Genomic DNA, 13,257 nt, shown 5'->3' with positions numbered 1-13,257 from the left:
CCCAAGGCGCCCCATTGACACCCCAGTTGGTCTAGGCCAATGATGGCCGCCATGCCGAGATCCCGTCCGCGCCGTGCCCCGCGCCACCGGCTCGCCGCACTCGTCGCGCTCCTCCCCCTCGCCGTCCTGGGGACGTCCGCAGCCCCCGCGGAGGCGGCCACGGCCGCCTGGCCCGGCCCCGTGCCGGTCGTGCACCACGTCGACACGACCGACCCGGTCGTCTTCATCACCCTGGACGACGGCTGGAACCACGACCCCGCCGCCGCCCGGCTGCTGCTCGACCGACGGGTGCCGGCCTCGCTGTTCCTGCTGCCGGGCGCCTACGCGTACGACTCCGGCTACTTCCGCACGCTGCTCGACCACGGCCGCTCGCGCGTCGAGAACCACACGGTCGACCACCCGGACCTCACCGCCCTCGACGCCGCCGGGCAGAAGGCCCAGATCTGCGGGGCGCGCGAGGCGCACCTGGCCGAGTTCGGCGACGGCCCGCGGCTGTTGCGCCCGCCGTACGGCACCTACGACGCCACGACCCGGATCACGGCCCGCGCCTGCGGGGCGAAGGCCGTGGTGACCTGGACGCACGACATGACGACCTGGGGCGGCCGGACCCCGCCGACGCCCGCGCTCGCGCCGGGCGACATCGTGCTGCTGCACTTAGACGAGACCGTCGAGCAGGACCTGAGGCGGGTGCTGGACGCGGCGGACGCCGCCGGCCTGAGACCGGCGCCGCTGCGCGACTACGTCACAGAATGACGTGCGGGATGAAGCGCGCGTACTCGTCCGTGATCAGGCCCGCCGACTCGCGGATGCCGAGGCCCGCCGACTCGTCGCCGACGGTCCACGCGCCGAGCACGACCCGGTTGCCGTCGAAGTCGGGCAGCGGGGCGAGCTCCTGGTAGCAGACCGGGTCGGGGCCGGCGCCGGTCACGGGGGTGCCCGGTTCGTGGACCGTGACGCCGGCGCCCTCGCGGCCGAGCAGCGGCTTGGCCACCCAGCCGGTGGTGGTGGCGAGTTCGCGCGGTCCGTCGAGGTAGGCGGGCAGCAGGTTGGGGTGGCCCGGGTAGAGCTCCCAGAGGATCGCCAGGAGCGCCTTGTTGGAGAGCAGCATCTTCCAGGCCGGCTCGATCCAGCAGGTGGTGCCGCTGCCGCCGCCGTTGTCGAGCGTGTCGAGGACGTGCGGCCCGAAGGGGTCGGTGACCAGCCACTCCCACGGGTAGAGCTTGAAGCAGGCGCGGATGAAGCGCAGCCGGTCGTCGACGAAGCGTCCGGAGATGCGGTCCCAGCCGATCCGCTCGACCGACAGCGCCTCGGTGGCGAGGCCGGCCTGCTGGGCGGTCTCGCGGAGGTACGCGACGGTCATCAGGTCCTCGCCGAGCTCGTCGACGTCGGAGTGCACGAAGTGCACGGGGCTGCCGGGCGGCAGCAGGTGCGCCTGCCGCTTCCAGGCGTCGACGAGGCGCTCGTGGAGCGAGTTCCACTGGTCGGCGCCGGGGAAGCGCTCCTCCATCCAGAACCACTGCGGGCTCGCGGCCTCCACCAGGGAGGTCGGGGTGTCGGCGTTGTACTCCAGCATCTTCGCCGGCCCCGTGCCGTCGTAGCGGAGGTCGAAGCGGGCGTAGATGCTGGGGAGTTCGGCGCGGCGGCGCCAGGACTCGGCGACCCGGGAGGCGAGCCGCCGGTCGGTGATGCCGAGCTCGGCGAAACGGTCCTTCTCGACGATGTGCGCCGCCGCGGCCAGGCACATCGCGTGCAGTTCCTCGACGACCTCCTCCAGGGCCTCCACCTCGGGCAGGCTGAAGGAGTAGTAGGCGCTCTCGTCCCAGTAGGGGCGCAGGGAGTCGTCGGGGTAGCGGGTCAGGGGGTAGATCAGGCCCTGTTCCTCGACGGTCCGCTGCCAGCCGGGCCGGGGTTCGATGGTGTGGCGCCGCACGGGGGATCAGCCGCCGGAGGAGGAACCGTGGCCGCCGAAGCCGCCGCTGGAGACCGCGGACTTGTCGAAGCTGCCGCCGCTGACCGTGCCGTTGCGGGAGGAGCCGCCGTAGTAATAGCGCCCGCTGTGGCCGGAGCCGGAGTTGGAGCCGCTGCCGTCGCCGCCACCGCACTCGTAGTCCGGGAGCTCCTTGTAGGTGACCGGGTCGATGCAGCGCCGGTCGGGCTCGGACGAGCAGGCCGTCAGCGTGGCGGCGAGCAGGCTCACTCCGCCCAGGACCACCGTCGTCGACCGCACTCTGCGCATGTCCGTCCCCGTCCTCCCCTGTGGGCCCGGGCGGTGGCGGCTGCCGCACCCGGTTGCGACCGCACAGTGTAGGCCCGGCGTGAACGCCCGTCCGATCCCCGTCGCACTAGAGTCCCTTTCGTGCTCCTTGGGATGATCTGCGCGCTCGGTTCGGCCGTCTGCTTCGGCGCCGCCTCCGTCTTCCAGGCGCTCGGCGCCCGCGCGGCCGAGCCCGGCACGGGCGGCGGGGTCGACGTGACCCTGCTGTGGCGGGCGCTGCGCCAGTGGCGGTACGTGGCCGGGCTCGGCATGGACGGCCTCGGCTTCGTCCTGCAGGTCGTGGCGCTGCGGACGCTGCCGATCTACGCGGTCGGCGCCTCCCTCGCGGCGAGCCTCGCCGTGACGGCGGTGATCGCCTCCCGGCTGCTCGGGGTGCGGCTGAGCCGTACGGAGTGGGCGGCGGTCGCGGTGGTCTGCCTGGGCCTGGCGCTGCTGGCCCTGTCCTCCGGGCGGGAGGGGCACGAGGGCGGCGGGGGCGCGCTGTCCTGGGGGCTGCTCGCGGCCTCCTTCGGCGTCCTCGGGGCGGGCGCGGCGGCCGGCCGGCTGCCGGACCGGGCGCGCGCCCTGACCCTGGGCCTCGCGGGCGGCTTCGGCTTCGGCGTGGTCGAGATCGCGGTCCGGCTGCTCGACACCTTCGACCTGACCGACCCGGCGCTGTACGCCCTGCTGGTCGGCGGCGGCAGCGCCTTCCTCCTCTACACCTCCGCGCTGCACCGGGGCGCGGTCACCACCGCCACCGCCGGCCTGGTCCTCGGCGAGACCATCGGCCCCGCCGTCGTCGGCGTCGCCTGGCTCGGCGACACCACCCGCGAGGGCCTGGGCTGGCTGGCCCTGCTCGGCTTCGCGGTGGCCGTGGCGGGCTCCCTGACCCTGGCCCGCTTCGGCGAGGCCCCGGCCACGGCGACCGCGACGGACCCCGGCGGGGACGCGGAAGCCGTGAAGGACGAGGGGGCGGGTGCGGGGCCGGGGCCGGGCGCGGCCTAGTCGGCGGTGGCGGCGCGGCGGCGGAAGGCCGCGCGGTAGGCGCCGGGGCGGTGGCCGGTGTGGCGGGCGAAGAGGGCGGCGAAGGTGCCGGGGTCGCGGTAGCCGACCTGGGCCGCGACGGCGGCGACGGTGCGGTCGGTGGTCTCCAGGAGGTGGCGGGCGCGGCGGACCCGGGCCGCCTGGAGGTGGGCGAGCGGGGTGCGGCCGGTCTCGGCGGAGAAGCGGCGCAGCAGGGTGCGGGTGCTGACTCCGAAGGCGGCGGCGAGGGCGGCCAGGTCGTAGCGGGCGGCGAGGTTCTGGTCGAGGTGGCGCATGACCTGCTGGGAGAACTCGCTGCCGGGCTCCGGCAGCAGGGCCGGGTCCACGTACGGGGTCTGGGAGGTGCGGGCGTCGTCGACGAGGGCGAGCCGGGCGGTGGTCCGGGCGACCCGCGGGCCGCTGTGGTGGCGGATCAGCTCCAGCGCGAAGTCGTACATCGCGCCGAAGGCGGCCGTGGTGGTCACGCCCCGGTCGGTGACCACCAGGTGCTCGGGCCGCACGTCGGCCTCCGGGTGCCGGGCGGCGAGCACGCCCGCGTGCAGCCAGGAGGTGGTGGCCCGGCGCCCGTCGAGCAGCCCGGCCGCGCCGAGCAGGAACGCGCCCACGCACAGCGAGACCACCGCGCGCCCGGCCGCCGCCTGCGCGCGGACGGCGGCCGTCTCGGGCCCGAGCCCGGCGAGCCGGGCGTCCAGGTCCGCGCCGAGCCGCAGCTCGAAGCCGGGGACGACGAGGACGTCCACCTCGCCGAGCGGACGCACGTCCAGGCTCGCGCCGCCCGAGGCGACGACCCGGCGGCGCGGCGACACGACCGTCACCCGGTAGCCGGGCCGGTCCGGGCCGGCCACGTGCCCCGCCATCGTCAGCAGGTCGGGCACCCCGAAGACCTCGGACGCGAAGCACCCCGGATACGCCAGCACCCCGACCCGCAGGTCCCCGGCCGTCCGCCGTTCCTCCGCCCCCGTCATGCCCGGCCTCCCCGTCGCCCCGCGCGCCCCGCGCGCCGCCGTTCGGCGGCGAGATTACCCCCGGCCTTGGCGATCCGGCCCCTCAACGGGAGCGTGCGGCCCGGCCCACCCTTGCGTCCATGGACAACGACGATCCCCTTGAGGACTTCCTGCGCCGTGACGTCACCGTCGACGGGGTGACCAAGACCGTGTACGTGGCGGGCACCGGGCCCGCCGTCGTGGTGCTGCCCGAGATGCCGGGCATCAGCCCGGACGTGCTGCGGCTCGCCCGCTGGGTGCGGGACGCCGGCTTCACCGTGCACGTGCCCTCGCTCTTCGGCACCGACGGCGCCTTCCCGACCGCCGGGGGCGGCCAGGAGGTGGTCCGCCGGGCCTGCGTCAGCGCCGAGTTCCGCGCCTTCGCCGGGGGCGGCACCAGCCCCGTCACCCACTGGCTGCGCGGCCTCGCGCGCCGGGCGCACGCCGAGTGCGGCGGGCCCGGGGTCGGCGCGCTGGGGCTCTGCTTCACCGGGAACTTCGCGCTCACCATGGCCCTGGAGCCGGCCGTCCTGGCCCCCGTGGTCAACCACCCCTCGCTGCCCCTGGACGACCCGGCCGGGATCGAGCTCGACCCGGCCGACGCGCGTGCGGTCCGCGAGCGCCTGAGGCGCGACGGACTGACGGTGCTCGCCTACCGCTTCGAGGGCGACCGCTGGTGCACGGGGCAGCGCTTCGCCGCGTACCGCGCGCTCCTCGGCGAGGCCTTCGACGGGCGGGTGCTGCCGGACAGCGCCGCGAACCCGGCGCCGCCGCCCTTCTTCGCCGACGTCGTCGGCGGCCCGCACAGCGTCGTCACCGCGCACTTCGTGGACGAGGCAGGGCACCCGACGGTCCGCGCCCGGGACGAGATCCTCGCCTTCCTGGCCGCTCGGCTCCTGCCGCACGGCTCTCAGCGCTCGCCTGGCCCTCAGGACTCTCAGGGCAGCACCCGGCACAGCGCCTCCAGCGCGCCCGACCAGGCGCTGTCGGACGGGGTGCCGTAGCCGACGACGAGGGCGTCGCGGGTGCGCGGGGTGGTGGGGTGCCGGAAGCGGTTGATGCCGAGCACGGCGAGGCCCTGGAAGGCGGCGGCGCGCAGCACGGACTCCTCGGTGCCCTCGGGGAGTTCGAGGACGGCGTGCAGTCCGGCGGCGATGCCGCTGATCCGGGTGCCGGGCGAGCGGGCGGCGACCGCCGCCACCAGCTGGTCGCGGCGGCGCCGGTAGCGCAGCCGCATGGCCCGCACGTGCCGGTCGTACGCGCCGGAGGCGAGGAACTCCGCGAAGGTGAGCTGGTCGGGCGCGCTGGACACCCAGTCGACGGTGCCCTTGGCGGCGACCACCTCGTCGACGAGCTGCTCCGGCAGCACCATCCAGGCGATCCGCAGGCCCGGGGCCAGGGACTTGCTGGCGGTGCCGAGGTAGACCACCCGCTCCGGGTCGAGGCCCTGGAGCGCGCCGACCGGCTGCCGGTCGTAGCGGAACTCGCCGTCGTAATCGTCCTCCAGGAGCAGCCCGCCCGCGGACCGCGCCCAGTCGACGGCCGCGGCGCGCCGGTCCGGCTGGAGGGCGCCGCCGGTCGGGAACTGGTGGGCGGGGGTCAGCAGGACGGCCCCGGCCGAGCCGGTCGCCCCGGGGGCGCCCAACTCCTCGGTGCGCGTGCCGCGTTCGTCGAAGGGCAGGGCCGGCATCCGCAGCCCGGCGCGGGCCAGCAGCTCCCAGTGCACGTCGAGGCCGTACGACTCGACGGCGACCTCCCGCACCCCGCGGGCCCGCAGCACCTGCCCCATCAGGAGCAGGCCGTGCACGAACCCCGAGCAGAGCACGATCCGTTCGGGTCGCGCGTACACCCCGCGGGCCCGCGCCAGGTACTCGGCGAGGACCGTGCGCAGCTCGATCCGGCCGCGCGGGTCGCCGTAGCCGAAGGCCTCGTCGGGCGCGGCCGTGAGCGCCTTGCGGGCGGCCTTGAGCCAGGCGGCGCGCGGGAAGGAGGCGAGGTCGGGGGTGCCGGGGCGCAGGTTGTACGTGGGCCGGCCGGCGGGCGGCGCGGTGACGGACCCGCCGCCGGCCGGGCGGCGGGGCGCGGTCCGGGGCGCCGGGCGGGGCTCGGAGCGCCGGGCGACCCGGGTGCCGGAGCCCTGGCGGGCGGTCAGCCAGCCCTCGGCGACGAGTTCGGCGTAGGCGTCGGCGACGGTGTTGCGGGCCACGCCCAGGTCGAGGGCGAGCGAGCGCGAGGACGGCAGTCGGGTGCCGGCCGGGAGGCGCCCGCCGCGCACGGCCTCGCGCAGCGCGTCCATCAGGCCCTCGCGCAGGCCCTGCCCCTGCCGGAGCGGTTCGAGGTGCAGGTCGGCACCGAAAGTGGCCCAGTCATTCGCCATGGAAATGGACCATACCCGGGAGCCACCCGCTCCGTACGGTGGTGGCCATGACCACCACCACGACGCAGCACGCGCACGACGCCGCCCCCGCCCCGTACGCCCCCGAACACCCGGCCCGGCAGGCCTTCGCCGAGCTCCACCCCACCTTCTACAAGGCCATGATCGGCCTGGAGGTCGCCGCGTCGAAGCAGGTCGACCCGACCCTCTACGAGCTGGTCAAGATCCGCGCCTCGCAGATCAACAACTGCGCCTTCTGCCTGGACATGCACACCAAGGACGCGCTGGCGGCCGGCGAGAGCGTCCAGCGGATCGTGCAGCTCGCGGCCTGGCGCGAGTCGCGGCACTTCTACACCGAGCGGGAGCTGGCGGCGCTGGCGCTGACCGAGGCCGTCACCGTCCTCACCGACGGCTTCGTGCCGGACGAGGTGTACGCGGAGGCCGCCCGTCACTTCGAGGAGGCCGAGCTGGCGCACCTGATCGGCGCGATCGTCGTGATCAACTCCTGGAACCGGATCGCCGTGACCACCCGGATGGTCCCGGGCCACTACACCCCCGGGGCGTACAAGCGGTGAGCGCTCCGGCCCGCGCGCTCCGCGCGCTGCACACCGGCCGGGCGGCCGGTGACCCGCTGGTGCTGCCCGGCCCGTGGGACGCGGCGAGCGCCCGCGTCTTCGAGGAGGCCGGCTTCCCGGCCCTCGCCACGCCGAGCGCGGGGATCGCCCGCTCGCTCGGGTACGAGGACGGGAGCACGCCCGCCGAGGAGATGTTCGCCCAGGTCGCGCGGATCGTCCGCGCGGTGTCCGTCCCGGTGTCGGCGGACCTGGAGGGCGGGTACGGGCTCGCGCCGAAGGAGTTCGTGGCGCGGGTCCTGGAGACCGGTGCGGCCGGCGTGAACCTGGAGGACTCGGACGGCCGGGGCGGCCTGAAGGACGCCGGGGAGCAGGCCGACTGGCTCGCGGCGGTACGGGCGGAGGCGGGGGACGCGCTGTTCGTCAACGCCCGCGTGGACGTCTATCTCCGCGGGGTGCCCGAGCCCGTGCAGGCGGCCGTGGAGCGGTCCCTGCGGTACGCGGCGGCGGGCGCGGACTGCGTCTACCCCATCGCCGCACCGGCCACCGACCTGCCGGCCCTGCGGGCGGGTGTGGGCGGGACGCTGCCGCTCAACTTCCTGGCCCGCGGGGAGAATCCGTCCTTCGCCGAACTCGGCCGCCTGGGCGCCACCCGGATCACCTTCGGCCCGGGCCTGCTGCTCCGCACGCTCGATCATGTGGGCGCGCTCGCCGAGGAGTTGCGGGGCGGGACGTGAGACGCACGGTGCCCCCGGCCGGAGAGGTCCGGCCGGGGGCGCCGTGAACGCGGTCGAGCGGGAAGTCGACTCACATGCCGACTCAGATGAGGCCGAGCTCGCGAACGGCGGCCCCGTCCCCGACGCTCCCCTCGCACCGCTCGGCCCCGGAGGGCCTCACGGGCTTCGGCGAGCTGCGCCGGACTCCGTCCGGCCGACTCAGATGAGGCCGAGCTCGCGAACGGCGTCGCGCTCCTCGACGAGCTCCTGGACGGAGGCGTCGATGCGGGTGCGGGAGAACTCGTTGATGTCCAGGCCCTGGACGATCTCGTACTTGCCGTCCTTGCAGGTGACCGGGAAGGAGGAGATCAGGCCCTCCGGGACGCCGTAGGAGCCGTCGGACGGGACGCCCATGGAGGTCCAGTCGCCCTCGGCGGTGCCGTTGACCCAGGTGTGGACGTGGTCGATGGCGGCGTTCGCGGCGGAGGCGGCGGAGGACGCGCCACGGGCCTCGATGATCGCGGCGCCGCGCTTGGCGACGGTCGGGATGAAGGTGTCGGCCAGCCACGCCTCGTCGTTCACGACGTCGGCCGCGTTCTTGCCGGCGATCTCCGCGTGGAAGATGTCCGGGTACTGGGTGGCGGAGTGGTTGCCCCAGATGGTGAGGCGCTTGATGTCCTCGACCGAGGAGCCGGTCTTCTGGGCCAGCTGCGTCAGGGCGCGGTTGTGGTCCAGGCGGGTCATCGCGGTGAAGCGCTCGGCCGGGACGCCCTTGGCGGCGGACTGGGCGATCAGGGCGTTGGTGTTGGCCGGGTTGCCGACGACGAGGACCTTGATGTCGTCCGCGGCGTGGGCGGCGATGGCCTCGCCCTGCGGCTTGAAGATGCCGCCGTTGGCGGCGAGCAGGTCGCCGCGCTCCATGCCCTTGGTGCGCGGGCGGGCGCCGACGAGCAGCGCGATGTTGGCGCCCTCGAAGCCCTGGTTCGGGTCGTCGAAGATGTCGATGCCCTTGAGTAGCGGGAACGCGCAGTCGTCGAGCTCCATGGCGGTGCCCTCGGCGGCCTTGACGCCCTGCGGGATCTCGAGGAGGCGCAGCTTGACCGGCACGTCCGCGCCGAGCAGGTGGCCGGAGGCGATGCGGAAGAGCAGTGCGTAGCCGATCTGGCCGGCCGCGCCGGTCACGGTGACATTCACGGGAGTGCGGGTCATGGCGATCTCCGTAAGACAGCTGGCGGTGGGGTTCCCTTGCCCTGAGGCTGGACGTCTCCCCTGATCGATCGATGTCTCGACGTGAAGAGATATCCAGCGGTCAGGCTATCGGACCCGGGGCGGTACGCACCCCCACCCCCTTGTGGTGCGGCTCACCCTGCTTCTCCGGGATAACGAGCCACGTACCGGAATCGTCACCTCCGTCACCTCCGTGCCACAACGCTCCGGCGGACCTTGATCCACCCTTGGCACGTACATGACCCTGGAAGCCAGCGGGGCCCGTCCTCCCACGGGGGAGAGGACGGGCCCCGCGTCGTACGCGCGTCAGCTCACCGCGCCGGCTCAGCTCACCGTCAGATGGAGGACGTCCTCCAGGAACGGGATCCGCAGCCAGGGCTCGGGCTGCACCATGAGCGCGAGCAGCACGATCAGGGCGCCCATCACCCCGTACGTGATCATGTCGGTGAAGCGCGAGCGCACCGCCAGCATGCCCACCGAGGGCAGGACGCGGCGCAGCACCGCACCCGTCAGGAGCGCCGCGCCGACCAGCAGGGCGCCGACCCGGAAGGACTGCGCGAACAGGTCGGTGCCGACGATCAGCAGGCCGAGGGCGGTCAGGCCCAGCACCGTGAGCAGCGGCCACTGCCGGGCGGGCGCCGGCGCGTCGCCGGGGGCCGCCCGGCCGCCGCCCTCGGGGCGGGCGGTCGTGGTCGTGAGCTTCGCCCGGGGGTGGCGGCGGGGGCGGCGGTCCGCGGCGCCGGCGGCGGCCGTCTCCGTGTCCTCGGGGCCGGCCGGTGGCTCCTCCGAGGTCCGCGGTGCGTCCGCGTCGGAGGAGGACACGGTCAGCGGACCCCGGCCGCGCGCTCGGCGGCCTCGACGACGTTCACCAGGAGCTGGGCGCGGGTCATCGGGCCGACGCCGCCCGGGTTCGGGGAGATCCATCCGGCCACCTCGGCCACGCCGGGGTGCACGTCGCCGACGATCTTCCCGTCGGCGTCGCGGGAGACGCCGACATCGAGCACGGCCGCGCCCGGCTTCACGTCCTCCGGCTTGATCAGGTGCCCGACCCCGGCCGCCGCGACGATGATGTCGGCGCGCCGCAGGTGCGCCGCGAGGTCCTTGGTGCCGGTGTGACACTGCGTCACGGTGGCGTTCTCGGAGCGACGGGTGAGCAGCAGCGGCATCGGGCGCCCGATGGTCACGCCGCGGCCCACGACCACGACCTCCGCGCCGTTGATCTCGACGCCGTACCGGCGCAGCAGCGTGATGACGCCGTTGGGCGTGCAGGGCAGCGGGGCGGGCTCGTTGAGGACCAGCCGGCCGAGGTTCATCGGGTGCAGGCCGTCGGCGTCCTTCGCCGGGTCCATGAGCTCCAGAATGCGGTTCTCGTCGATGCCCTTGGGCAGCGGCAGCTGCACGATGTAACCGGTGCACGCCGGGTCCTCGTTGAGCTCGCGGACGACCGCCTCGATCTCCTCCTGCGTGGCGGTGCCGGGGAGTTCGCGCTGGATGGAGGCGATGCCGACCTGCGCGCAGTCGCGGTGCTTGCCGGCGACGTACTTCTGGCTGCCCGGGTCGTCGCCGACCAGGACGGTGCCGAGACCGGGCGTCACGCCCCGCTCCTTGAGGGCCGCCACACGGACGGTCAGATCGGACTTGATCGCGGCTGCGGTGGCCTTGCCATCGAGAATCTGGGCGCTCATGCGGACATCTTCCCGGATGGGCCCCGCCGGTTTCCAATTCGGAAGCAGAGGTTGCACTTGCACAACTGCGCTGCGTATCGACTGGACAAGTCCTCGCCGTTTTGACGACGATGATCTGCGCAGTGCCGCGAGCAGTGCCGGGGGGCAAAACCGCTCATACGTCGTGAGACACGCATGACACATCCTCCGAGCAGGGCCGCGTCGTCCCCGCACAGGAACCAACGGAGGAACCTCCCGATGAGCTTCGGCGACCCGAACAACCCCTACGGCCAGCCGCCGCAGGGCCAGCCCGGTTACGGCCAGCCCCAGGGCCAGCCCCAGGGCCAGCCCGGTTACGGCTACCCCCAGCAGGCCCCGCAGGGCGTCCCGCCGCAGCAGGGCTACGGCTACCCGGCCGCCCCGCCGGTCTCGCCGTACGGCGGCTACCCGCAGGGTCCGGCGAAGATGCCGGGCCTGATGACCGCGGCGCGCGTGATCATGTTCATCCTGTCCGGCCTGCAGATCCTGATCGCGATCATCGCGGGCATCGCCCTCGGTGCCGCGTCCAGCGCCTCGGACTCCGACGCGGCCGGCGCGCTGGCGGGCCTCGGCTTCGCGGTCGTGGTGCTCCTGCTGGTCATCGCCGGTCTGGGCATCTTCCTCGCGGTGAAGTTCTCCACCGGCGGCACCGCGATCCGCGTGCTCACGATCATCTACGCCTCACTGATGATCCTCGGCGCGATCGGCAACTTCACCTCCGGCCAGGCGACCGGCGCGGCGGGCGGCGTCATCAGCCTCGCCCTCGGCGGCATCATCCTCGCCTCCATGGTGGGCCCGCAGGCCTCGGCCTGGTTCAACCGCCCGCGCTTCTGATCCGGCCGCGCCGGTCACGCGAAGGGGCCCCGTTCCGATCCGGAACGGGGCCCCTTCGCGTGTGCGGACCGCGAGGCCCGGTCACTGCCGCTTCAGCACCACGAACTGCCCCGCCTGCTCCACCACCCGGTACCGCGCCTCCGGGTGGAGCTGGGAGGCGAGGGACACCGGGTCGGTGATCGGCTGGGACCAGCCGGAGGAGAGGTCGAGGGCGAGGTAGTCGGGCTGGACGGAGGGCGCGCCGCCGACCCAGTAGACGGTGTGGTCACCGGTGAGGTGGGCCATGAGCGTCACGTTCGTCTCGACGCTGGTCCCGGCCGGCACCGCCGCCACCGCGCGCCGCGCGTCGAGGGTGCGGGCGTCGGTGCGGTAGGTGTCGGGGCGGGTCAGTTCGCGCAGCGGCATGTCCAGGGCGTGCACGAGCGCGATCGCCGTGACGACGGGCACGGCCACCTTCCCGTACGCCACCAGCCAGGGCCGCGGCGAGGTGCGCACCGCGCGGACCGCGTCGACCAGGGCGAGGAACACCACCGGCATCAGGATGGCGTTGTAGTGCCAGAACATGCCCCAGTGGTTGGGGTCGTGCGAGAGGAAGCGCCAGCCGAGGGTGGGCAGCACGAGCAGCATGAGCGGCGAGCGCAGGCAGAGGAAGCCCGTGACGCCGACGAGGAAGAGGAGCATCTCCCACTTCTCGCCGTGCTGGAAGGCACCGAGGAGGGAGTCGAGGAGCGAGACCTCGCTGCCGTCGCCGCCCTTCTCGATCTTGGCCCAGTAGTCGTACTGGCCGACCCGGCTGAAGGCCGGGATGAGCACCAGCACGGTGAGCGCGAAGAAGGCGGGGCCGAAGCCGGCCACGGCCGCGCCGAGCCGTCGCCGCCCCTTCACGAACAGCACCGCGCCGACCATCGCGACCGTCAGCCCCATGTCCTCCTTGACCAGGACCAGCGGCAGCGACCAGGCGACGGCGGCGTTCCAGCGCCCGAGGAGCAGCGCCCGGCAGGTCAGGGCGAGCAGCGGGACGGCGAAGGCGATCTCGTGGAAGTCGGACTTCACGGCCTCCTGGAGGCCCCAGGACAGCCCGTACGCCACGGTGAGGGAGATCCCGGCGGCCCGGCTGCCCAGCACCTGCTGGGCGGTGCGGCCGACCACGGCGGCGGAGGCGGCGAACAGCGCGGCCTGCGCGAAGAGCAGCGCGAGCGGGGAGGACCACACCCAGTAGAGCGGCGCGAGGAGCGCCGTCACCGGGCTGAAGTGGTCCCCGAGTATGAGGAAGCCGGGCCCCTTGATGTCGACGATCGGGGCGCGCAGCTCGGCGTAGGCCCGGACGGACTGCTCGAAGATCCCGAGGTCCCAGGAGGGCGTGCGGAAGCGCTCGTACTGCACCCAGGAATAGAGGAAGTAGAGCGCGCCGAGGACGGCGGAGACGATCGCGTACGGGCGGAGCGGGGCGGGTGCCGGCGGCTCGCCCTCGGTTCCGCGCGCGTCGGCGGGATCCGCAGCGGGCTTGTTCCGTACGTCCAACACCACGTCCCCCACTCACGGCGGCCGAC

14 protein-coding genes are annotated in these 13,257 nt (G+C 74.2%); 6 read left to right on the top strand and 8 right to left on the bottom strand.

The window, feature by feature from the left end:
• Positions 1–51 precede the first annotated feature (51 nt).
• Positions 52–753 (top strand): polysaccharide deacetylase family protein, encoded by a 702-nt coding sequence (locus ACIGW2_RS03055; RefSeq protein WP_399840729.1) that lies wholly within the window; start codon positions 52–54, stop codon positions 751–753.
• On the opposite strand, the gene ACIGW2_RS03050 is transcribed toward ACIGW2_RS03055, so the two are convergent.
• A complete protein-coding gene (locus ACIGW2_RS03050) occupies positions 743–1,930 on the bottom strand; it encodes a glutathionylspermidine synthase family protein (RefSeq protein ID WP_391653113.1) in 1,188 nt (395 codons plus the stop codon). The two genes, ACIGW2_RS03055 and ACIGW2_RS03050, sit on opposite strands and share 11 nt — an antisense overlap.
• Positions 1,931–1,936: 6 nt before the next feature.
• Positions 1,937–2,236: a hypothetical protein gene (locus tag ACIGW2_RS03045; RefSeq protein ID WP_361575469.1), complete on the bottom strand. Its 300-nt coding sequence runs from the start codon at positions 2,234–2,236 to the stop codon at positions 1,937–1,939.
• Positions 2,237–2,368: 132 nt separating this feature from the next.
• Between ACIGW2_RS03045 and ACIGW2_RS03040 the strand changes: the two genes are divergently transcribed.
• Positions 2,369–3,259 (top strand): hypothetical protein, encoded by an 891-nt coding sequence (locus ACIGW2_RS03040; protein WP_399840935.1) that lies wholly within the window; start codon positions 2,369–2,371, stop codon positions 3,257–3,259.
• Here the strand turns inward: ACIGW2_RS03040 and ACIGW2_RS03035 are convergent.
• Positions 3,256–4,263 carry a GlxA family transcriptional regulator gene (locus ACIGW2_RS03035; protein ID WP_399840727.1) on the bottom strand — a complete coding sequence of 336 codons (1,008 nt, stop codon included), beginning with the start codon at positions 4,261–4,263 and terminating at the stop codon, positions 3,256–3,258. The genes ACIGW2_RS03040 and ACIGW2_RS03035 overlap by 4 nt on opposite strands.
• A gap of 119 nt (positions 4,264–4,382) precedes the next feature.
• On the opposite strand from ACIGW2_RS03035, the gene ACIGW2_RS03030 reads away from it, so the two are divergent.
• Complete coding sequence (locus ACIGW2_RS03030; RefSeq protein ID WP_399840726.1) at positions 4,383–5,285, top strand: dienelactone hydrolase family protein; 903 nt, start codon at positions 4,383–4,385, stop codon at positions 5,283–5,285.
• On the opposite strand, the gene ACIGW2_RS03025 is transcribed toward ACIGW2_RS03030, so the two are convergent.
• Positions 5,219–6,658 carry a PLP-dependent aminotransferase family protein gene (locus ACIGW2_RS03025; protein ID WP_399840724.1) on the bottom strand — a complete coding sequence of 480 codons (1,440 nt, stop codon included), beginning with the start codon at positions 6,656–6,658 and terminating at the stop codon, positions 5,219–5,221. The genes ACIGW2_RS03030 and ACIGW2_RS03025 overlap by 67 nt on opposite strands.
• A 47-nt stretch (positions 6,659–6,705) precedes the next feature.
• Here ACIGW2_RS03025 and ACIGW2_RS03020 point away from each other — a divergent pair, with 47 nt between their 5' ends.
• Positions 6,706–7,230, top strand: coding sequence for a carboxymuconolactone decarboxylase family protein (locus tag ACIGW2_RS03020; protein WP_361575451.1), 525 nt, complete (start codon positions 6,706–6,708; stop codon positions 7,228–7,230).
• Positions 7,227–7,964: an isocitrate lyase/phosphoenolpyruvate mutase family protein gene (locus ACIGW2_RS03015; protein WP_399840721.1), complete on the top strand. Its 738-nt coding sequence runs from the start codon at positions 7,227–7,229 to the stop codon at positions 7,962–7,964. Before ACIGW2_RS03020 ends, ACIGW2_RS03015 begins: the two co-directional genes overlap by 4 nt.
• Positions 7,965–8,162: 198 nt before the next feature.
• Here the strand turns inward: ACIGW2_RS03015 and ACIGW2_RS03010 are convergent, their stop codons facing one another.
• From ACIGW2_RS03010 to ACIGW2_RS03000, 3 genes are all read right to left on the bottom strand, one after another.
• Positions 8,163–9,152 carry a malate dehydrogenase gene (locus ACIGW2_RS03010; RefSeq protein ID WP_361575445.1) on the bottom strand — a complete coding sequence of 330 codons (990 nt, stop codon included), beginning with the start codon at positions 9,150–9,152 and terminating at the stop codon, positions 8,163–8,165.
• Between the two features lie 342 nt (positions 9,153–9,494).
• Positions 9,495–9,992 (bottom strand): DUF3017 domain-containing protein, encoded by a 498-nt coding sequence (locus ACIGW2_RS03005; protein WP_399840718.1) that lies wholly within the window; start codon positions 9,990–9,992, stop codon positions 9,495–9,497.
• Between the two features lie 2 nt (positions 9,993–9,994).
• Positions 9,995–10,855: a bifunctional methylenetetrahydrofolate dehydrogenase/methenyltetrahydrofolate cyclohydrolase gene (locus ACIGW2_RS03000; RefSeq protein ID WP_391653120.1), complete on the bottom strand. Its 861-nt coding sequence runs from the start codon at positions 10,853–10,855 to the stop codon at positions 9,995–9,997.
• A gap of 237 nt (positions 10,856–11,092) precedes the next feature.
• On the opposite strand from ACIGW2_RS03000, the gene ACIGW2_RS02995 reads away from it, so the two are divergent.
• Positions 11,093–11,707, top strand: coding sequence for a hypothetical protein (locus tag ACIGW2_RS02995; RefSeq protein WP_399840716.1), 615 nt, complete (start codon positions 11,093–11,095; stop codon positions 11,705–11,707).
• An 81-nt stretch (positions 11,708–11,788) separates the two neighbouring features.
• Here ACIGW2_RS02995 and ACIGW2_RS02990 read toward each other — a convergent pair whose 3' ends face one another.
• Complete coding sequence (locus ACIGW2_RS02990; protein ID WP_399840933.1) at positions 11,789–13,231, bottom strand: DUF2079 domain-containing protein; 1,443 nt, start codon at positions 13,229–13,231, stop codon at positions 11,789–11,791.
• Positions 13,232–13,257: the final 26 nt, after the last annotated feature.

The organism is Streptomyces sp. NPDC053541, from assembly GCF_044544705.1.
Classification (GTDB): domain Bacteria; phylum Actinomycetota; class Actinomycetes; order Streptomycetales; family Streptomycetaceae; genus Streptomyces.
This window is presented reverse-complemented; position numbering and strand designations above follow the sequence as displayed.

Coding starts and splice junctions, on each gene's coding strand:
- ACIGW2_RS03055 (WP_399840729.1), top strand. CDS start 52: ATGCCGAGATCCCGTCCGCGCCGTGCCCCGCGCCACCGGCTCGCCGCA.
- ACIGW2_RS03035 (WP_399840727.1), bottom strand. CDS start 4,263: ATGACGGGGGCGGAGGAACGGCGGACGGCCGGGGACCTGCGGGTCGGG.
- ACIGW2_RS03010 (WP_361575445.1), bottom strand. CDS start 9,152: ATGACCCGCACTCCCGTGAATGTCACCGTGACCGGCGCGGCCGGCCAG.
- ACIGW2_RS03020 (WP_361575451.1), top strand. CDS start 6,706: ATGACCACCACCACGACGCAGCACGCGCACGACGCCGCCCCCGCCCCG.
- ACIGW2_RS03025 (WP_399840724.1), bottom strand. CDS start 6,658: ATGGCGAATGACTGGGCCACTTTCGGTGCCGACCTGCACCTCGAACCG.
- ACIGW2_RS03030 (WP_399840726.1), top strand. CDS start 4,383: ATGGACAACGACGATCCCCTTGAGGACTTCCTGCGCCGTGACGTCACC.
- ACIGW2_RS03000 (WP_391653120.1), bottom strand. CDS start 10,855: ATGAGCGCCCAGATTCTCGATGGCAAGGCCACCGCAGCCGCGATCAAG.
- ACIGW2_RS02995 (WP_399840716.1), top strand. CDS start 11,093: ATGAGCTTCGGCGACCCGAACAACCCCTACGGCCAGCCGCCGCAGGGC.
- ACIGW2_RS03045 (WP_361575469.1), bottom strand. CDS start 2,236: ATGCGCAGAGTGCGGTCGACGACGGTGGTCCTGGGCGGAGTGAGCCTG.
- ACIGW2_RS03040 (WP_399840935.1), top strand. CDS start 2,369: ATGATCTGCGCGCTCGGTTCGGCCGTCTGCTTCGGCGCCGCCTCCGTC.